20 protein-coding genes are annotated in these 18612 nt (G+C 72.1%); 12 read left to right on the plus strand and 8 right to left on the minus strand.

Translation table 11 applies throughout. The features are described 5' to 3' along the window. Position 1: 1 nt before the first annotated feature. From ACLJQZ_RS28875 to ACLJQZ_RS28895, 5 genes are all read right to left on the minus strand, one after another. Entirely contained in the window at positions 2 to 676 is a 675-nt protein-coding gene (locus ACLJQZ_RS28875) for a lysophospholipid acyltransferase family protein (protein WP_410623022.1), read from the minus strand. Positions 677 to 821: 145 nt separating this feature from the next. Next, positions 822 to 2363, minus strand: coding sequence for a thiol reductant ABC exporter subunit CydC (cydC, locus tag ACLJQZ_RS28880; RefSeq protein ID WP_410623023.1), 1542 nt, complete (start codon positions 2361 to 2363; stop codon positions 822 to 824). Positions 2364 to 2500: 137 nt separating this feature from the next. Next, the gene (gene cydD / locus ACLJQZ_RS28885) at positions 2501 to 4045 is read right to left on the minus strand and encodes a thiol reductant ABC exporter subunit CydD (protein ID WP_410623024.1); all 1545 of its coding nucleotides are present in this window, start codon (positions 4043 to 4045) and stop codon (positions 2501 to 2503) included. A gap of 9 nt (positions 4046 to 4054) precedes the next feature. Further along, positions 4055 to 5044 carry a cytochrome d ubiquinol oxidase subunit II gene (locus tag ACLJQZ_RS28890; protein ID WP_410623025.1) on the minus strand — a complete coding sequence of 330 codons (990 nt, stop codon included), beginning with the start codon at positions 5042 to 5044 and terminating at the stop codon, positions 4055 to 4057. Positions 5045 to 5047: 3 nt separating this feature from the next. Beyond that, the gene (locus ACLJQZ_RS28895; RefSeq protein ID WP_410623026.1) at positions 5048 to 6211 is read right to left on the minus strand and encodes a cytochrome ubiquinol oxidase subunit I; all 1164 of its coding nucleotides are present in this window, start codon (positions 6209 to 6211) and stop codon (positions 5048 to 5050) included. A gap of 60 nt (positions 6212 to 6271) precedes the next feature. Between ACLJQZ_RS28895 and ACLJQZ_RS28900 the strand changes: the two genes are divergently transcribed. Genes ACLJQZ_RS28900 through ACLJQZ_RS28920 form a run of 5 tightly spaced genes read left to right on the plus strand, consistent with a single transcriptional unit; the run spans position 6272 to position 8609 of the window. Further along, positions 6272 to 6589: a helix-turn-helix transcriptional regulator gene (locus ACLJQZ_RS28900; protein WP_326946299.1), complete on the plus strand. Its 318-nt coding sequence runs from the start codon at positions 6272 to 6274 to the stop codon at positions 6587 to 6589. Then, on the plus strand, positions 6586 to 7254 hold the full coding sequence (locus ACLJQZ_RS28905; RefSeq protein WP_410623027.1) for a permease prefix domain 1-containing protein: 669 nt from the start codon (positions 6586 to 6588) through the stop codon (positions 7252 to 7254). The genes ACLJQZ_RS28900 and ACLJQZ_RS28905 overlap by 4 nt, the downstream gene beginning before the upstream one ends. Next, positions 7251 to 7598 (plus strand): DivIVA domain-containing protein, encoded by a 348-nt coding sequence (locus ACLJQZ_RS28910; RefSeq protein ID WP_410623028.1) that lies wholly within the window; start codon positions 7251 to 7253, stop codon positions 7596 to 7598. Before ACLJQZ_RS28905 ends, ACLJQZ_RS28910 begins: the two co-directional genes overlap by 4 nt. Further along, positions 7595 to 8053 (plus strand): SRPBCC family protein, encoded by a 459-nt coding sequence (locus tag ACLJQZ_RS28915; protein WP_410623029.1) that lies wholly within the window; start codon positions 7595 to 7597, stop codon positions 8051 to 8053. Before ACLJQZ_RS28910 ends, ACLJQZ_RS28915 begins: the two co-directional genes overlap by 4 nt. Continuing rightward, positions 8046 to 8609, plus strand: coding sequence for a DNA-3-methyladenine glycosylase I (locus ACLJQZ_RS28920; RefSeq protein WP_410623030.1), 564 nt, complete (start codon positions 8046 to 8048; stop codon positions 8607 to 8609). Before ACLJQZ_RS28915 ends, ACLJQZ_RS28920 begins: the two co-directional genes overlap by 8 nt. An 87-nt stretch (positions 8610 to 8696) precedes the next feature. Here ACLJQZ_RS28920 and ACLJQZ_RS28925 read toward each other — a convergent pair whose 3' ends face one another. Beyond that, positions 8697 to 9491: an enoyl-CoA hydratase-related protein gene (locus ACLJQZ_RS28925; RefSeq protein WP_328646084.1), complete on the minus strand. Its 795-nt coding sequence runs from the start codon at positions 9489 to 9491 to the stop codon at positions 8697 to 8699. 198 nt (positions 9492 to 9689) lie between these two features. Here ACLJQZ_RS28925 and ACLJQZ_RS28930 point away from each other — a divergent pair, with 198 nt between their 5' ends. Next, the gene (locus tag ACLJQZ_RS28930; RefSeq protein ID WP_005155393.1) at positions 9690 to 9857 is read left to right on the plus strand and encodes a DUF3117 domain-containing protein; all 168 of its coding nucleotides are present in this window, start codon (positions 9690 to 9692) and stop codon (positions 9855 to 9857) included. Between the two features lie 90 nt (positions 9858 to 9947). After that, entirely contained in the window at positions 9948 to 11420 is a 1473-nt protein-coding gene (locus tag ACLJQZ_RS28935; protein ID WP_410623031.1) for a leucyl aminopeptidase family protein, read from the plus strand. A 321-nt stretch (positions 11421 to 11741) separates the two neighbouring features. Here the strand turns inward: ACLJQZ_RS28935 and ACLJQZ_RS28940 are convergent, their stop codons facing one another. Then, positions 11742 to 12647, minus strand: coding sequence for a LysR family transcriptional regulator (locus ACLJQZ_RS28940; RefSeq protein WP_410623032.1), 906 nt, complete (start codon positions 12645 to 12647; stop codon positions 11742 to 11744). Between the two features lie 62 nt (positions 12648 to 12709). On the opposite strand from ACLJQZ_RS28940, the gene ACLJQZ_RS28945 reads away from it, so the two are divergent. Beyond that, positions 12710 to 13891 (plus strand): MFS transporter, encoded by a 1182-nt coding sequence (locus tag ACLJQZ_RS28945; protein WP_410623033.1) that lies wholly within the window; start codon positions 12710 to 12712, stop codon positions 13889 to 13891. Between the two features lie 221 nt (positions 13892 to 14112). On the opposite strand, the gene ACLJQZ_RS28950 is transcribed toward ACLJQZ_RS28945, so the two are convergent. Next, positions 14113 to 14757: an O-methyltransferase gene (locus tag ACLJQZ_RS28950; protein WP_247061033.1), complete on the minus strand. Its 645-nt coding sequence runs from the start codon at positions 14755 to 14757 to the stop codon at positions 14113 to 14115. 190 nt (positions 14758 to 14947) lie between these two features. Here ACLJQZ_RS28950 and sigE point away from each other — a divergent pair, with 190 nt between their 5' ends. The 4 genes from sigE to tatB all read left to right on the plus strand — a co-directional run bounded on the left by sigE (position 14948) and on the right by tatB (position 18579). Next, the gene (sigE, locus tag ACLJQZ_RS28955; RefSeq protein ID WP_410623034.1) at positions 14948 to 15562 is read left to right on the plus strand and encodes an RNA polymerase sigma factor SigE; all 615 of its coding nucleotides are present in this window, start codon (positions 14948 to 14950) and stop codon (positions 15560 to 15562) included. Beyond that, positions 15559 to 16227 (plus strand): hypothetical protein, encoded by a 669-nt coding sequence (locus ACLJQZ_RS28960; protein ID WP_410623035.1) that lies wholly within the window; start codon positions 15559 to 15561, stop codon positions 16225 to 16227. Before sigE ends, ACLJQZ_RS28960 begins: the two co-directional genes overlap by 4 nt. 253 nt (positions 16228 to 16480) lie before the next feature. Then, positions 16481 to 17998 carry a S1C family serine protease gene (locus tag ACLJQZ_RS28965; RefSeq protein ID WP_410623036.1) on the plus strand — a complete coding sequence of 506 codons (1518 nt, stop codon included), beginning with the start codon at positions 16481 to 16483 and terminating at the stop codon, positions 17996 to 17998. Positions 17999 to 18168: 170 nt separating this feature from the next. Further along, entirely contained in the window at positions 18169 to 18579 is a 411-nt protein-coding gene (tatB, locus tag ACLJQZ_RS28970) for a Sec-independent protein translocase protein TatB (protein ID WP_247061036.1), read from the plus strand. The last annotated feature ends 33 nt before the right edge of the window (positions 18580 to 18612 follow it).

The raw sequence follows: 18612 nt of genomic DNA on the forward strand, positions 1-18612 counted from the left end.
CTCAGGCGGCGCCTTCGCTGGGCCGCTTGTGGTAGGTGTCCACGTACTCCTGGCCCGACAGTTCCAGGATCGCGTACATCACCTCGTCGGTGACCGAGCGGCGGATCGCCGGCGCGTAGTCCTGGCCTTCGTAGCGGGAGAAGTCGAGGGGCTTGCCGAACGTGATGCCGATCTTGGCCAGGCGGGGGACGCGCGCGCCCTCGGGCTGGAGGTTCTCGGTGCCGGTCAGCGCGACCGGCACCACCTTCGCGCCCGTCGCCAGGGCCAGCGCGCCGACGCCCGTGTGGCCGCGGTGCAGCCGGCCGTCCAGCGAGCGCGTGCCCTCGGGGTAGATCGCGAAGACGCCACCCGCGTCGAGCACCTTGCGCGCCGCTTCGAGCGCGGCGAGGCCGGCCTGGGCGTTGCCGCGCTCGACCGGGACGTACCCGAGGCCGCCGAGGAGCCCCGCCATCAGCCGGCCCTTGATCGTCTTGCCGACGAAGTACTCGGCCTTGCCGAGGAACTTGACCTGCCGCGGCGTCGCGAAGGTGATCACGCCGGTGTCGAGCGCGGCCCGGTGGTTGGCTGCCAGGAGCACCGGGCCGGTGGCGGGCACGTTCTCCACGCCACGCACCTCCGGCCGGTAGAGCGCCCTGGCCAGCGGGCCCAGCACGAAGCGGACAAGCTGCGCGATCAAGTGGTCCTCCTCCTCGGATGCGGTGCCTCCAGCATGGCACGATCGCTACTCGTGAGTTGGTTCGAGCGGCGTACGAGGACATCTTGATCGCGAAGGGTGACCGGACGGTTTCCGTTGTGCTACCGGCGCCGGACCGTCGGGTCGGTCACGGCCGTCCGGGGAGTGCTCGCCCGTCCTCGAGGGTGAGGACCTGGTCGAAGCCGTCGAGGTGCCCGGGCCGGTGCGTCACGAGGACGACGCTGCCCCGCGTGCGCTCGAGGACGCGGGTGAGGACGGCGTCGCCGTGCGCGGGGTCGAGGCCGTCGACCGGCTCGTCGAGCACCAGGACCCGGGGCGCCGCCAGGACCGCGCGGGCCAGGATTAGCCGTTGCCGCTGACCGCCGGAGAGCGCGTCGCCGTCCGGGCCGGTGTCGCGGTCGAGGGCCAGGTCGAAGCCGGCGGTTTCGCAGGCTTCGCGCAGCTCGTCGTCGGTCGCGCCGGGCTTCGCGAGCAGGAGGTTCTCGCGGACGGTGGTGTGGAAGACGTGCGCGTCGGCGAGCGCCCCGGAGACGGTCTTCGCCAGGTCGGCGTACTCGGCGAGCGGGTGGCCGTCGAGGGTGGCGCGGCCGGAGGTCGGGGTTTCCAGGCCGAGGAGCAGGCGCAGGAGGGTGGTCTTCCCGGCACCGCTGGGCCCGAGGATCCCGACGCGCTTGCCGGGCGCGAGGTCGAGGTCGACGTCCAGCAGCGCGGGCGCGCGTCCCGGGTAGCGAAGGCCGGCTCGTTCGAGCCTGAAGTGTCCTTCTTGGACGGTGCGGGTGCCCGGGGTGGCCGGCGGCGTGGCGAGCACGGCCGTCACGCGAGCCGCCGACGCGCGGATCTCCGGAACCCGGCGAGCGGCGGTGATCAGCGGGAGGACGACCTCGAACGTCGTCATGGCGCCGAGGGTGAGAGCGGCGGTCCACGGAATGGAGGCGTCGCAGAGAACGCAGACGGCGATCGTGGTCACGAGCTGGACGAGGATTCCCGCGGCGCCGAGCAGAGCGGTCTTCGCGGCCGGTTCCCTGAGCTGCTCGACGACGTCGTGCGCGGCGTCCCGCTTGTCGGCCAGGGCCCCGGCGGCGACGAGTTCCCGATACCCGGTGACGAGTTCGACGGCGCGTTCGGCGAGTTCCGCTCGTTTCGGCGCGTTTTCGACCGCTCGCGCCGCGGTGACCCGGATCGCCAGCCAAGGCAGCACCCCACCGGCGACGACGAGCCCCGCGGCCAGCGCTCCCGCGGCCCCCACGGACGCCGTCGCCACCACCCCGACGGCGACGAGCCCGACGATCCCGGCGACGACAGCGGGCAGCAACCACCGCAGGACGGCGTCCTGCAGAGCGTCCACATCGGACACGAGCCGGGTGAGGAGGTCCCCGCCGGAATACCGCGAGCCGGGCGCGAGGGCTTGGTAGACGCGGGTGCGCAGCGAGCCGAGCCACCGCAGGACGACCTCGTGCCCGGCGAGCCGTTCGGCGTACCGCAAGCCACCGCGCAGGAGAGCAAGAGTCCGCACGGCGGTGACGGCCACGGTGAGCGCAGCAAGCGGCGGCCGCTCGGCGGCACGAAGAAGCAACCAGGCGGCGGTGGCCATGAGCGCGAGGGCGGCCAGCTCGGCCCCGGCGGCGAGCAGCGCGGCCCGGGCGAGCCGGAGAACGTCCTTTGTGGACACGGCCCACAGTCCCGAGACAGCCCCCACCCGTCCCGGGGGGCGTCCCCGAACCCAGCCTATCGCCCCTGGCCCGCAAAAACGGGTCGCGCGCGAATCTGTGGACAACTGCTCGCCTGTGGATGCCGGACTTGACAACGTCACGCCGCCACCCGGCCGTCACGCAGCTCGACCACCCGGTCCGCCAGTGCGACCATCGCCGGCCGGTGCGCGACCAGCACCGCCGTCCGCGAAGGCAGCAGCCGCCGGGTCGCCGACAGCACCGTCGCCTCCGTGCGGGAGTCCAAGCGGGCCGTCGGCTCGTCCAGCAGCACCAGCCCCGCCGACGTCCGGGCCAGGGCCCGGGCCAGCCCCACTCGCTGCCGCTGCCCGGCCGACAAGCCCTCGCCCAGCTCGCCCACCTGCGTGGCGTAGCCGTGGGGCAACCCCGCCGCCACCTGGTCCAACGCCGCCGCGCGGGCCGCGCCGGAGACGTCAGGCTCAGCGAGGCCCAGTCCGATGTTCGAAGCCAGCGAACCTCGGAACAACGTCGGCCGCTGCGGGACCCACGCGATGTCCGCCAGCCAGCCGGAAGGATCCAGCGCGCGCACGTCCACCCCGTCCGCCAGGACCCGGCCCGATGTCGGCGCCACGAACCCCAGCAGCACCGCCAGCAACGTGCTCTTCCCGGATCCGCTCGGCCCGACCAGCGCCAGCCGCGAACCAGCGGGCACGTGAAGGTCCACATCGGACAGAGCGAGAACGCCGTCGAAAGCGACGGACACCCGCTCGAAGACCAGCGAAGGCGCACCCCGGCGTCGCACCACCGCCCCAGCGCGAAGAGAAACCACCGGCACCGCAAGCGCTTCCCGCAACGCCGTCAACCCCTCCGCCGCCGCGTGGAACTTCGCGCCCGCCGCCCGCAGCGGCAGGTACGCCTCCGGTGCCAGGATCAGCACCAAGAGCGCCGTCCGCGCGTCCAGGCCGCCGTCCAGGAGCCGGAAGCCGATCGGGACCGCGACCAGCGCCACCGACAGCGTCGCGACCAGCTCCAGCACCAGCGCCGACAGGAACGCCACCCGCAACGTCTTCAGCGTCGCGTCCGCGTGCGCGTCCGCCATCGCGCGGACCGTGCGCGCCTGCGCCTCCGCCCGCCCGAACACCTTCAGCGTCCCGAGCCCGCGGACGACATCGAGGAAGTGCCCGCCCAGCTTCTTGAGCAGGTCCCACTGCGTGTGCGCCGACGTGTGCTTCCCGACCAGGATCGCGAACACCGGGATCAGCGGCAGGGTCGCCGTCACGACCAGTGCCGACGTCAGGTCCGTCGTGAACAGCCGGACGATCACCGCGACCGGCACCACCACCGACACGACGAGCGTCGGCAGGTACCCGGTCAGGTAGCTGTCGGTGGCGTCGACACCGCGCGTCACCTGCGTCGCGACGACGCCCGCCCGGTCGGACGACGAGCCGAGCAGCCGACGCCGCAGGCCCGCCTTGACCGAGGACGCAAACCGTCCACTGAGGACATCACCGAACAGGGAAAGCGATGCACGACAGGCAATCGCGAAAACCAAGGCGAACGAGAAGCCACCGCCGGTGAGCAGTGTGGCGAGACCTTCGGCCTGGATCACCACCGCGAACGCCGAAAGCACGCCGAGCGAGGTCAGCAGAACCAGGTACCGCCGGAGTCCGGGCAGTGCGGGCACGACGTCCTCCTAGAAGTGCAGCAGCGAACGCTGGTCGACGGGAGCGCGGTGCGCGCGCCAGGTCAGCCACTGCACGACGAGCAGCACCAGCACCGCGGGCGGCGCGAACCACGTCAGCACGGCGAACGTGCCGGACGACGTCGCCGCTTCGGTCGTCGTGAGCGCGTAACCCGAGTCCGCCACCAGGATCGCGGGGAACCGCAGCGTGCCGACGAGCAGCGCGGGACACGCCGCGAGCGTCATCGCCCCGAGCAGTGCCACCCGGTGGCGCTCGAGCGCGAGACCCAGCCACACCGAACCCAGCGCGAGGAACGCCAGCACGACCACGCCGATGCCCGCCGCCGTCACCCCGTGCAGGACAACCGAACCCCATCCGGTGGCGACGACCAGGAAGCCGGCCGCGGGCGGCAGGAAGGCCTTGGCCAGCCGCACCGCGCGCCCGGTCAGCTCGGCCGGCGCGCGCACGGCCAGGAACACCGCGCCCTGCAAGCAGAACAACGCGACGAACCCCAGCCCCCACAGCACGGCGTAGGGGTTGAAGAGCGCGAAGACGTCACCGGACGGCGAGCCGTCGGCGGTCAACGGCAGCCCGGCCACCAGGTTGCCGAGGAACAGGCCCCACGACACCGCCGTCACCAGCGCGCCGCCGACGATGCCCGCGGTCCACGCGCCGCGCGGCGCACCGGGGCGGCGGCTGCGCAGCTGCATCGACGCCGTGAACGTCACCAGGCCGAGCAGCAGCGTCACGACCAGGACGTACGCCCCGGCGAACACCTTGCCTTCCAGGTGCGGGAACGCGCCGAACAGCACGCCCACCGCGGCCACCAGCCACACCTCGTTGGCCAGGAAGAACGGCCCGAGCGCACCGAGCGTCTGCCGCCGTCTGCGCTCGCCGGCGTCGAACGCGGGCAGCAGCATCCCGACGCCGTAGTCGTACCCCGCGAGCGCGAAGTAGCCGCAGGTCAGCAGGCCCAGAACGCCCCACCAGAAGGTCACCACCGGTCAGACTCCGCTCAGGACGGGCAGTTCGGCGACGTCGTGCTCGACCGGCTCCGGGCCGCGCTTGGCCACGCGCGCCAGCAGCACCCAGTCGGCCACGGCGAGCGCGGCGAACAGCAGTGAGAAAGCGATGAACGAGAACAGGATCTGGCCGGCCGGGACGTCCGCGAGCGCGTCGGCGGTGCGCAGCTTCCCCCAGACCAGCCACGGCTGACGCCCGATCTCGCGCACCAGCCAGCCGAGGATCGCGGCGGCGAACGGCAGCGGGATCGCCGCGACCATCAGGCGGTGCAGGAACCGGGCCTTGGTGATCCGGTCGCGGAAGAGCAGCGCCGTGCCGAGCAGCGCGCAGAGCAGCATGACGAACCCGAGCATGATCATCAGGCCCAGCGGCAGCCCGACGCCGCCGTCCTTCAGCTTGTCCGGCTGGTACATCGCGAGCTCGCCGAACTGCGCGAAACCCTGGTTGACCACCAGGATCGCGCCGATCAGCGCCGCGACGACGCCGATCCGCATCGAGCGGCGGAAGAACTCGATCTCGGTGGTGCGCTTGAGGAAGTGGTACGCGCTGACGCCGGCCACGAAGAACCCGCCGGTCAGGATCGCGGCGGCGACCACGTGCGGCAGCGACGCGGCCAGCGCCGGGTTGGTGAACAGCGCGCCGAAGTCGTCGAGGCGCAGCGTGCCGTGCTCGACGTGGCTGCCGACCGGGTCCTGCAGGAACGAGTTGGCCAGCATGATGAACAGCGCCGACGCGTACGCCGTGAGCGTGACCAGCCAGATCAGCGCCAGGTGCAGCCACTTGCCCATGCGCCCGAAGCCGAAGATCCACAACCCGAGGAACGTGGACTCGAGGAAGAACGCGACGAGCGTCTCGATGGCCAGCGGCGCGCCGAAGACGTCGCCGGCGAAAGCGGAGAGACCGGTCCAGGTCAGCCCGAACTGGAACTCCATCACGATGCCGGTGACGATCCCCAGCGCGTAGTTGATCACGTAAAGCCGGCCCCAGAAGCGGGTCATCCGCTCCAGTTCGGGCTTTCCGCCGAGCGCCGAGCGCGTCTGCATCACCGCCACCAGCGTGACCAAGCCCAGGGTGAGCAGCACGAACAGGAAGTGGAACGAGGTCGTCGTCGCGAACTGGAGTCTCGCGACCGGGAGTGCGTTCATGTAGGCAGGCTACACATAGTCTGACTACATGTAGCCAGTCGACGTGTAGACTGCGTACCCATGAAGGCGGACTCCTTGCGCGGGCACCTCGACGCGTTGCTGCTGGCGGTCCTCGACGGCCGGAAGCTGCACGGCTACGCGATCATCGAGGCCCTGCAGCTGCGCAGCGACGGCGCGCTCGACCTGCCGACGGGCACGGTCTACCCGGCGCTGCGCCGGCTCGAACGGGCCGGCTGGCTGGCCAGCGAGTGGGACGTCGTCTCCGGCCGCAAGCGGCGCACCTACCGGCTCACCCGCTCCGGTCAGCAGGCCCTGGCCGCCGAACGCACGGAATGGCGGCAGTTCACGGCCGTCATCGGGGGAGTGCTGGGCGCATGATCGACGAGTACCTGGCCGACCTCGACCGGCGGCTGCACGGCTGCGGCAAGTTCAAGGCCGACCTGCTGGACGAGGCGCGCGACGGCCTGCACGACGCCGCCGACGCCTACCGCGCCGGCGGCCGCGGCGACGAGGACGCCGAGCGCCGCGCCGTCGCCGACTTCGGCCCGGCGGCCGTCGTCGCCCGCGACTACCAGGCCGAGCTCGGCATGCTCAGCGGCGTCCGCACGCTGTGGAAGCTCGTCATCGGCGTGCCGCTGATGCAGGCGTCCTGGGACTACGCCCGGATCCTCACCTACGGCGCCTGGACGAACCTGCCGACGTCGACGCCGCAGTGGTACCGCCTCGTCGCGCACCTCACCCACGGCGCGGTGTTCGTCGTGCCGGTCATCGGCCTGCTCGCGCTGCTCGGCACCCGCTGGCTCAGCCGCCGCCTGGACGCCGTCCGGCTGGCCCGGTTCTGCGGCGTCCTGCTCGCGGTGGCCGTCGGCGTCAACCTCGCCTCGGTGGGCCTGCTGATCGGCTCGACCGGCGTCGTCGACGCGTCGAGGTTGTTCCTGAGCGTCCCGTGTGCCGTGTTGATGGTCGCCTGGGTGCTTCTTTCCCTGCGGCTCGTCGTGCTCGCGAGACGTTCCTGGGGCGGGTATGCCACGATCGTCGCGTGACGACCGCGCTGATCTACCTCGTAGTCATGCTGCTGGTGGCCGCCGTGGTGTTCCTCCTGGCCGCCGTCGTGTTCGGCCGGGGTGAGGAGCTGGCCCCGCTGCCGCCGGGCAGCTCGCCGACGCGGCTGCCCGCCGAGGACATCACCGGCGAAGACCTGGAGGACGTGCGCTTCCAGCTGGTGCTGCGCGGCTACAAGATGTCCGAAGTGGACTGGGTGCTGCGCCGCCTCGGCGTCGAGATCGACGAGCTGCGCACCCGGGTCGCCGAGCTGGAACAGCGTCAACCGGAGCGTCAACCCGAGCTCGAAGCCGAGCGCGAGACCGCGCCGGAGAGCGCCCAGTGACGGACCTCGTGCTGTCGGTCGACGTCCGCGCCCCGGCCGGGACGACCTGGCTCGCGCTCACGGACTGGACGCGCCAGGGCGAGTGGATGCTGGGCACCGACGTCGAGGTGACCGAGGGCAACGGCCGCAGCGTCGGCTCGCGGCTGGCCGCGTTCACCGGCGTCGCCGGGATCGGCTTCACCGACAAGATGGAGATCACCACCTGGGAGCCGCCGGTGCGGTGCTCGGTGCGGCACTTCGGCAGCGTCGTGCAGGGCACCGGCGTGTTCCAGGTGGTGCCGAAGGGCGCGCAGCGCTCGACGTTCGTCTGGGCCGAGCACCTGCGGCTGCCGTTCGGGCCGCTGGGCCGGCTCGGCTGGCCGGTCGTGCGGCCGGCGTTCGCGCTGGGGGTGCGCCAGTCGCTGCGGCGGTTCGCGAAGTTCGCGGAGGACTATTCGGTGGGCGGGGATGACTGAACTGATCGGCACCGACGGCGTCCCGCGGTGCAGCTGGGGCAACTCGACCCCGGACTACATCGACTACCACGACAAGGAGTGGGGCACGCCGCTCCACGGCCAGGACGAGCTGTACGAGCGCCTGTGCCTCGAAGCGTTCCAGTCCGGGCTGTCGTGGATCACGATCCTGCGCAAGCGCGAGAACTTCCGCAAGGCGTTCAAGCAGTTCAAGCCGGTGAAGGTGGCGAAGTTCGGCGACGCCGACATCGAGCGGCTGATGCAGGACGCGGGGATCGTGCGGAACCGCGCGAAGATCCTGGCGGCGATCAACAATGCCCGGGCGATCGCCGGCCTGGACGTCCCGCTCGACGACCTGCTGTGGTCGTTCGCGCCCTCTTCGCACCGGCGGCCGAAGACGATGGCGGACGTCCCGGCCATCACGGACGAGTCGAAGGCGATGGCGAAGGAGCTGAAGAAGCGCGGCTTCGCGTTCCTCGGCCCGACGACGTGCTACGCGCTGATGCAGGCCACCGGCATGGTCGACGACCACATCGAAACCTGCTTCCGGGCGGGCTGACGGGTTCCCGGGTCTGCCGTGGCCCTCGTGAGTGTTTAGGGCGGTTCTAACCGCCCTAAACACTCACGACGAGCTGCGGCAGACTGCTTACTTGCCCTGGAAGGCCGGCTTGCGCTTGCCGACGAAGGCCTCGACGGCTTCGGCGTGGTCGGCGGTCGCGCCCAGTGCGGTCTGGGCGGCGTCCTCGGCGTCGAGCGCCTCGTCGAACGTCGACTGCGCGGCGAGGTTGAGCACGCTCTTGATCTTCGCGTACGCCACGGTCGGCCCGGCCGCGAGCTTCGCCGCGACCTGCTGGGCGCGCGCCGCCAGCTCGTCGTCCGGCACGACCTCGCCGACCAGGCCGAGCCGCTGCGCCTCGGCGGCGTCGACGGTGCGGGCCAGCAGCATCAGCTCGGCGGCGCGGCCGTAGCCGACCAGCCGCTGCAACGTCCACGACGCGCCCGAGTCCGGGCCCAGCCCGACGTTCGCGAAGGCCATCAGGAACGACGACGACTCGGCGGCGATCCGCAGGTCGCTGGCGTAGGCGAAGGCCGCGCCGGCCCCGGCGGCGGTGCCGTTGACCGCCGCGATGACGGGCTTCGCCATGGCCACGATCGCCTTGACGATCGGGTTGTAGTGCTCCTTCACCGTGTGTAGCGGGGCGGGGTCACCCGCTTGCAGCAACCCGACGTGCTCCTTCAAATCCTGGCCGGCGCAGAACGCCTTGCCCGAACCGGTCAGCACGACGGCCCGGACGCTCTCGTCGTCCGCCGCCCCGCGCAGGGCCGCGAGCAGTGCTTCCTTCAGCTCGACGGTCAGCGAGTTGTACGCCTGCGGCCGGTTGAGGGTGAGGGTGCGCACCCCGTCGGCGTCGGCGATCAGCAGGACGTCGGATGTGGTCACGTCTTCTCCTTGCGCTGAAACATCGGTCGTCCGAGACTCTCACACCCCTCGCGAGCCGCATACCAGCACCGATACGGCAGCAAAAGATCGGTCCACTGATGCGCCGAGGCGCTGATAGGGGACAATGGACGGTAAGACCCGGCTGGCTTTCACGCGAGCGCGACCCGGGCGCGCCGGTTGAGACGGAGGGAGCACGCTATGGCGGCCATGAAGCCCCGGACCGGAGATGGTCCCCTCGAAGTGACTAAGGAGGGGCGGGGCCTCGTGATGCGCGTACCGCTCGAGGGTGGCGGGCGACTCGTCGTCGAACTCTCCGCGGAGGAAGCGAAAGACCTCGGCGCCGCTTTGCAGGAGGTCACCGGCTGAACCGGCCCCCCAGAACCGTCCTTCCGTCGCACCCCGGTCTCCCTTCGGAGGCCGGGGTCGCGGTTCCTCTGCGCCCGAAGGTTGCTCACTGTGCGTAATCCGCTACCCCCCGTTCCGACTAGTCTCCTCGACATCGAGGTCGCGGGCGACCTTCGCCGCGGCACCCCGACGGTCCGGCTCGTGACCGCGCCGGCCGACGACGTCGAGGCCGAGCCGGTCGAGATCGGCGGCGTCCGGATCACCGGCAAAGCGGGCGACGTGCAGACGGTCCCCGGCGACGGTCCCCGCTGGGTCGCGGGGCTCGGCGACGGCGAGCCGAAGCAGTACCGGAAGACCGGCGCGGCGCTGGTCCGCGCGGTGAACGCGGGGTTGGCCGACGACGTCGAGCACGGCGGGAAGGCGTTCCGCGCGGTGCAGCTCGTGCTGCCCGAGGAGGCGTCCGGCGAGCACGTCACGGAGCTGGTGCTGGGGCTGCTGCTCGGCGGCTACCGCTTCAAGGTGTCCACAGAGGACCTGAAGCCGGCGGTGCGGACGGTGCGGCTGGTGACGCACGACCGCGCGGTGGCGAGCCACACCGAGCTGGTCGAGCGGGCGACGGCGCTGGCCGCCGCGACGGCGCTGACCCGCGACCTCGCGAACACCCCCTCGAACGTCAAGTCCCCGGCCTGGCTCGCGGACACCGCGGCGAAGGTGGCCGGCCCCCGCGTCGAGGCGACGATCCGCGACGAGCAGTGGCTCGCGGAGCAGGGCTTCGGCGGCGTGCTGGCCGTCGGCGGCGGTTCCGCGCGGCCGCCGCGGCTGATCGAGCTGTCCTACAAGCCGTCCGGCGCTTCCGGTGCGGTCAAGCACTTGCTGCTGGTGGGCAAGGGCATCACGTTCGACACCGGCGGCCTGTCGATCAAGCCGGCCGACGGCATGCACCTGATGCGCACGGACATGGCGGGCGGCGCGGCCGTGATCGCCGCGACCCGCGCGATCGCCGCGCTCGGGCTCCCGGTGCGGGTCACCGCGCTGGTGCCGGCGGCCGAGAACCACGTGTCGGGGTCGGCGTACCGGCCGGGCGACATCGTCCGCCACTACGGCGGCAAGACGACCGAGGTCGGCAACACCGACGCGGAGGGCCGGATGGTCCTGGCCGACGCGCTGGCGTACGGCATCAAGCGGTTCGCCCCGGACGTCGTCGTCGACGCGGCGACGCTCACCGGCGCGATGAAGGTGTCGCTCGGCCTGCGCACCGGCGGCCTGTTCGCCACGGACGACGCGCTCGCGGCGTCGGTCGTCGCGGCGGGTTCGCGGGTCGGCGAGGCGTGGTGGCGCATGCCGCTGGTGGAGGACTACGCGGAGAACGTCCGGGGCGAGTTCGGCGACGTCCGCCAGACCCCGGGCGGCCCGGGCAGCATCACGGCGGCGCTGTTCCTGCGCGAGTTCACCGAGGGCCTGCCCTGGGCCCACCTGGACATCGCGGGCCCGGCGAGGTCGGAGAAGAACTACAACGAGGTGGTCCCGGGCGCGACGGGCTTCGCGGCCCGGACCTTGGTGGAGCTGGCCGCTTCACTGGGCTGAGGTTCGCAGGCCACGTGGCGGCGGCCCGGGCTGTCTGTGCTCCTGCCGGGCTGTTCGCGCTGGTCGCCTGGCTGTCCTGGGCTGTCTGCACTGCTCTGTCCCGGGCTGTCCACGGCTGCTGCCGGACCGTCCCGGGCTGTCTGCACTGCTGCCGGACTGTCGCTGCCGTCGCGCCGCCCGGAGTTGTCCACAGCCTGGCTGGATTGTGGACAACTCGCTGCTCAGGACCGTTTTCGCCGGGCTTCGTCGGGGGTCGCCGATAGACTGGAGCCGGGGACGCCCCCCAGGGAAGGGTGGGGGAGTTTCCCGGCGGCGGCCGGCTCACTTGCGCCCCGCTGTCGCCAGCACGTGGTCGCGGAAGGCCGTCACCGCCGGGGTCATCGGCTCGCCCGCGCGCCACACCAGGCCGATCGTCCGTGACGCCGGTGGGTTGAGCGGTACTTCCGCCACTCCCGCCGGCGTGCCCGGGCCGAACCGGGGCAGCAGCGCCACGCCGAGACCCGCCGCGACCAAGCCTCGGACCGTGTCGGACTCCTGGCCCTCGAACGCGATGCGTGGCGTGAAGCCCGCCGCCGCGCAGAGTTCGTCCGTCAGCGTGCGGACGCCGTAACCCGGCTCCAGCAGCACGAACTCCTCCTCGGCCAGCTCGGCCACCCGCACCTGCCGCCGGTCCGCGAGGCGGTGGCCCGTCGGGACCGACAGCAGGATCTCCTCCTCGGCCAGCCCCGCCGAAACCAGCGAAGGCGCCTCCGACGGCAACGGCGCGAGCAGCGCGAGGTCCAGCTCGCCGCCCGCGAGCCGGTCGAGCATGTCCTGCCGCGAGCCCTGGACCAGCGTGAACCGCACCCCCGGGTACCGCGCCCGGTAGCCGCGCAGCAGCGACGGCACCAGCGTCCGCCCCAGCAGGTGCAGGAACCCGAGCACCACGTGCCCGGACTCCGGCGCCACCTCCTCGCGCGCCAGCCGGACGCCGGTGTCGACTGCCGCGAGGGCCCGCTCGGCCGCCTCGGCCAGCAGTTCCGCCGCGCGGGTGAGCCGGATGCCGCGGCCGTCCGGGACGGTCAGGGGCGCGCCCAGCGCGTCGGCCAGCGCCGCGATCCGGCGGCTCACCGTCGGCTGCGGGACGCCCAGCAGTTCGGCCGCGCGTGTGACGTTCCCCGTAGCCCGCAGCGCGACGAGGAGCCGCAGGTGCGGCGCGACCTGCGCGGACAGCGAGTCATACGTCATCACATGGATTATGGACCAACTGCGTATTGGACGTATTGGTTAGCGCTGCTTACTTTCGGGTGGTGACCACCACCCGTCGAGTCAAGACGGCCGTCGCCGCGGCCGGGATCTCCTCCTTCGCCCTGCTCTACGCGCCGCAGCCGGTGCTGCCGCAACTCGCCGCGCAGTACCACCTCGACCCCGGCGGCGCGGCGCTCGCGGTGAGCGTCGCGACCGGCTCGCTGGCCATCGCGGTCCTGCCGATCGCCGCGCTGTCCGAGGTGGTCGGGCGGCGGCCGGTGATCGTGACGTCGGTGGTCGCGTCGGTCGTGTTCGGGCTGCTGCTGCCGCTGATGCCGACGTACCCGGCGCTGCTCGTGCTGCGCGCGCTGCAGGGCATCGCGATCGCCGGGTTCCCCGGGGTCGCGGCGGCCTACCTGGCCGAACGGCTCGGCCGCGCGGGCGTCGCCGCCGCCGTCGGCGCGATGATCGCGGGCAACACGGTCGGCGGCATGCTCGGCCGGCTGTCCGCCGGCTTCTCCGCCGGGCCGCTCGGCTGGCGCGGCGCGCTGTACGTCGTCGCGGGCATCGGCGCGGTGTGCGCCGCGATCACCGTCGTGACGCTGCCGCCCGGCACGGCTCGCGGGAAGGTGCGGCTCAAGGCCGTGGTCAACGGACTGGTGACGGCGGTGCGGCGCCCGGTGCTGCTCGCGCAGTACGCCGTGGCGCTGCTGGCGATGGGCTCGTTCGTCGCGCTCTACAACGCGGCCGGGTTCCGGCTGACCGGCGACCCGCTGAACCTGTCGCCGGCGATCGCGTCGCTGGTGTTCCTCGCCTACGCGACCGGCTCGGTGTCCTCGGCGGCGGCCGGGCGGCTGGTGGCGCGCGTCGGCCGTCGTCGCGCGGTGATCGGCTCGCTGCTGCTGATGGCCGCCGGGGCGGCGCTGACCCTGCCGGACTCGCTGCCACTGGTCATCGCCGGTTTCCTGGTGCTGACCTGCGCGTTCTTCGCCGCGCACGCGGTCGCCAACGGCTGGGCGGCGGCCGACGCCCCCGAGGACGCGCGAGGCCAGGTAGGCGGCATGTACACGGCGACGTACTACCTGGGCAGCAGCATCGGCGGCGCGGCCGGCGCGAACGTCGACGGCGACGCGGGCTGGGGCTGGCTGATCGCCTTGGTGGCGATCTGGCTCCTGCTGGCGGCGGCCGCGGTGGGCGCCGGGACCAGGATCAGCACCGAGCACCGCGAGCTGGTGCCGAGCTGAGGTCAGCCGCCCAGACGCCTCTGCGACACGCCCCGCCCCGGAAACACGCCCCCCGCGCCGGAAGCAAACCCCCGCCCAACCCTGGGGGGCGTCCCCGTTCCAGTTTACCGGCGGCCACCGACAAAACCGGCACGAGCGGCGACCTGTCCACAGGCGGGCCGACTTGTGGACAGGTGCTCAGATCGTGGCGGTGACCAGGCGGATCGTGCCGACCGGCAAGCTCAGATCGCCGCGGCCACCAACAGCCCGCCGCCCACCGGGAGCAGGGCTGGGACCAGGCGTTCGTCCTCGCGGAACGCCCGTGCCACCTCGCGCAGGGCCAGCGTCTCCGGGTCGCGCCGGGACGGGTCGATCACCCGGCCGCCCGCCAGGACGTTGTGGAACGCGATGATCCCGCCGCGGCGCAGCAGCGACACGCCCAGCTCGTAGCACCCCGGGTACTCGATGTGCGCCGAGTCGACGAACACCAGGTCGTAGCCACCCGGCGTCAGCCGCTGCAGGACGTCCAGCGCCCGCCCGACGATCAGCCGGGTCCGGCCCGGTGCGTAGCCGGCCTCGCGGAACGTCGCGCGTGCGGCCCGCTGGTACTCCGGTTCGAGGTCGATCGACGTCAGGATGCCCTCCGGGGCCATCCCGCGCAGCAGGCTCAGCCCGCTCACGCCGGCACCCGTGCCGACCTCGACGACGGCCTTCGCCCGCAGCGTGGCGGCCAGGAACCGCAGGGTCGCGCCCGCTCCCGCGCTCAGCGGGCTGCAGCCCAGGTCCTCGGCCCGTGCGCGCGCCGAAGACAGCACCTCGTCGTCGGGCAGGTACCCGTCGACGAACCCGGAGTCGGCCGGTGCGGCCGCAGGGGTGGGCGTGTTCACGCACGGAGGTTAGCGTTGGTTGTCGATAAATCCGCGCAGGCTCCCTGGTAAGCACCCCGGAAGAACTTCTCAGCCTGTTCTCAGTCCAGTCTCACTAGAACCATAAGGAACGCCGACAGACTCGAATCCAGACGCACGGGAACACCGTGCCCGTGGCCCGCGTTGGGTGGAGCAGACAGGAGAAACACAGATGGAGGTGCCTGCTCCCACGATGCAGAACGCCGATACGGCCGTCGACGCGGTTCAGCCCGTGTCCCTCGACGAGGCGGCTTGGACGCCACCGTCGTGGGACGAGGTCGTCCGCGAGCACGGTGACCGGGTCTACCGGCTCGCCTACCGCCTGACCGGCAACACCCACGACGCCGAGGACCTCACCCAGGAGACCTTCATCCGGGTCTTCCGGTCGCTGGCGTCCTACAAGCCCGGCACGTTCGAGGGCTGGCTGCACCGGATCACCACCAACCTGTTCCTGGACATGGCCCGCCGCCGTTCGCGGGTGCGCATGGAAGGCCTGCCGGAGGACACCGACCGCATCGTGGGCGACGACCCGAGCCCCGAGCAGGTCTACACCGACACCCACCTGGACCCGGACCTGCAGGCCGCGCTCGACGAGCTGCCGCCGGAGTTCCGGGCCGCCGTGGTGCTGTGTGACGTCGAAGGCCTCTCGTACGAGGAGATCGGCGCCACGCTCAACGTCAAGCTGGGCACCGTCCGCAGCCGGATCCACCGTGGTCGCCAGGCGCTGCGCGCCTCGCTGGAGCGCCGGCGCAGTTACGCCCCGGAGTCTGCGAAGGTGTCGGTATGACCGCACCGCGAGGCTGGGGACTCCCCGAGTCGCACCTGCTGCCGGACGCCGTGGTCGCGTTCGTGGACGGCGAGCTTTCGCACGGCGCGCGTGACCGCGCGGCGTCGCACATCACGCGCTGCGCGTCCTGCGCCGGCGATGTCCAGGCTCAGCGACAGGCCTGCGCCGCGATCCGCGGCGCGGGCGCGCCGTCGATGTCGGCCGGGTTCCTGGCGAGCCTCCGGTCCATCCCGGAGCACACGGACCTGCCCAGCAGCCCCGACAACCTGGCGATCACCGCCGACGGCCAGCTCGTCGCGGTCCAGCGGCCCGACCGGGTCGCCGGCCTGCGCGACTCGGGCGTCCTGGGCGGCGTGGCGCCGCTCGGCTCGTCGGCACCGCTCGGCCAGTCCCCGAACGTCCTGGGCGGCGGCCGCTTCAAGCGCCGCGCGGCGCAGGGCGCGGGTGTGGTCGTGTCGGGGTTGGTGCTGAGCGCGCTGGCCCTGGTGGGAACGACGGCGGACAGCGGTGACGGCACCCCGGACACGGGTGGCCAGGTCCCGCAGAACGCGAACCTGCTCCCGGCTCAGATGGCGGTGCCCCAGGCCCCCCGCCTGGCGCCTGCTCCCCCGGTGACGTCGACCCCGGTGAGCTCGCCGATCGCGGTGCCGGTCGGCGTTCGCTGACCGAGCTTCGCTGACCGGATCCGAGCACCCCCCGCCACTCCCAGGGGGGCTGCCCCGGGTCCAGTTTATCGGCGCCCACCCGCGGAACCGGTGATCCGGTGACTCACAACGCCGGTTTGTCCACATTGCCGGGTGCCTGTGGGCAACTCGCGGTTCCGGCCAAGAAACAGCCATTTCACCGCCGTACCGGCAGACTCGGCGCACTGGGCTTGGGTATCGTCACGCCCAGCCACCTGATCTTCAGCACCGGGGAATGATGACCGAGCCGAACGTGAATCCCGAGCAGCCCGGCGCGCGTGATGCCGACCGGCTGGGGCCGCGCCCGCTGGCGCGGCCGGCCGTCGATCCGGGGCAGGCCGCGGTGTTCGGCCGCCCGCAGGGGGTCGACGGGGCGTTCGACAAGCTCTACGCCCCCCAGCAGGCCAACGGCGTCAAGCTGACCCCGCCGGCTCCCGAGTCGCTGGCCGAGGCGTTCAGCCGGCCGCCCGGGGCCGAAGGCGTTCTCCTGGAGCGGCCGCGGGAGGCCGTCGGGGACGCGTCGCAGGCCGAGCCGCCGCTGTGGACCGGAACGGGTGATCCCTGGCGTGATCCGGGCGCCGGGGCCGTGCTCGCCGGGCCCGCGATGCCCGCCGAAGACGAGGAAAAGCCCGCTCGACGTCCGCCCGGGGCGTTGCTCAGCTTGCCCGAGGTGCTGTTCGGCCGCCGGGTGCAGCCGAAGGCGCTGATCCTGCTCGGGGTCGTCGCGCTGCTCGTCGGGGCCGTCGGCGGGCTCGTCGGCTGGTGGGCCGCCGACACCGGCACCGAGCTCACCGGCTCCGCGACGATCTCCGAAGCCGAGGCCGCCAAGGAGCGCCCGGCCGGCTCGGTCGCCGAGATCGCCAAGCGCGTCTCCCCGGCCGTCGTCTCGCTCGAGGTGTTCAAGCCCGGCGCCGAGTCCGGCGAACAGGGCTCCGGCGTGATGATCGACCCCCAGGGCTACATCCTCACCAACGACCACGTGATCAGCTCCGCCGCCGCGGATCCGAGCGTCAAGATCACCGCGATCTTCATCGACGGCACCCGCACCGACGCCAAGCTCGTCGGCACCGACCCGAAGACCGACCTCGCGGTGGTGAAGGTCAACGTCACCAACCCGACCGTCCTGCAGATCGGCAAGTCTTCGGACCTGCAGGTCGGCGACACCGTGATGGCCATCGGCTCGCCGCTGGCGCTGCAGAACTCGGTGACGGCGGGCATCGTCAGCGCGCTGAACCGGCCGATCACCGCCGGCGGCGACAACGGCGCCGCGCCGGTCACCTACGAGGCCATCCAGACCGACGCCGCGATCAACCACGGCAACTCCGGCGGCGCCCTCGTCGACGCCACCGGCGCGCTGGTCGGCATCAACTCGTCGATCCGCTCGTCCAGCGCGGACGGCGGCAGCATCGGCATCGGCTTCGCCATCCCGAGCGACTACGCGATCAAGATCGCGAAGGCGCTGATCAAGGACGGCAAGGTCCAGCACGCCGACATCGGCATCAACGCGTCCTCGACGGTCGCCGGCTCGTCCACGATGGGCGCGCAGGTCAAGAACGTCGCCCCCGGCGGCCCGGCCGCGAACGCGGGCATCAAGGAGGGCGACGTGATCACCAAGATCGGCACCCGCCTGGTCCGCGACTCCGCGGAACTGACGGTCGCGGTGCGAGCACACGACGTCGGCGAGGTGGTCCCGGTGTCGCTGGCGCGTGACGGCGCCAGCTTCGTCGTGGACGTAACCCTGGCTTCCGACTGAACCTTGTTCTGGGTAGCCCGCCGCGCCCCGCGCGCAGACCGCTGGTCAATGCAGGTGTCATGCGGCGGGCGACGGCTGAACAAGGTTCACCTGAGTTCCGACCTTCGGCCTGCTTGAGCGGGGCCGGTGGCGAGTACCCTGAGCCAGTAGGTTCCGAGCGGAGGTTGACGGTGTTCGACAGTGTCGGATGGGGGGAAATCCTCGTCCTCATCATCGCCGGTCTTTTCATCCTCGGCCCGGAACGGCTGCCCGAGGCGGCGTCCTGGATGGCGAAGAGCGTGAAGAAGGTCCGCGACTTCGCGACCGGGGCGAAAGAGCAGCTTCGCGAGGAGATGGGCCCGGAGTTCGACCAGCTGCGCAAGCCGCTGGAAGACCTGCGCGGGCTGCGCAACTTCGACCCCAAGCGGGTGGTGACGCAGCACCTGTTCGACGGTGACAGCGACCCGCTCGGCCTCAAGGGCATCACGAACGGCGGCAACGGGACCAACGGCACGAACGGCTACACCGCCGCTCAGACGAAGCCCCAGCCGGAGCCGCTGAAGCCCGGCGAGCGCCCGCCGATCGACCCGGACGCCACCTGACCCGAGGTTCCCATGCGCCCCAATGTGGCGTTG

Source organism: Amycolatopsis sp. cmx-8-4 (assembly GCF_046548675.1).
In the GTDB taxonomy this organism is placed as follows: domain Bacteria; phylum Actinomycetota; class Actinomycetes; order Mycobacteriales; family Pseudonocardiaceae; genus Amycolatopsis.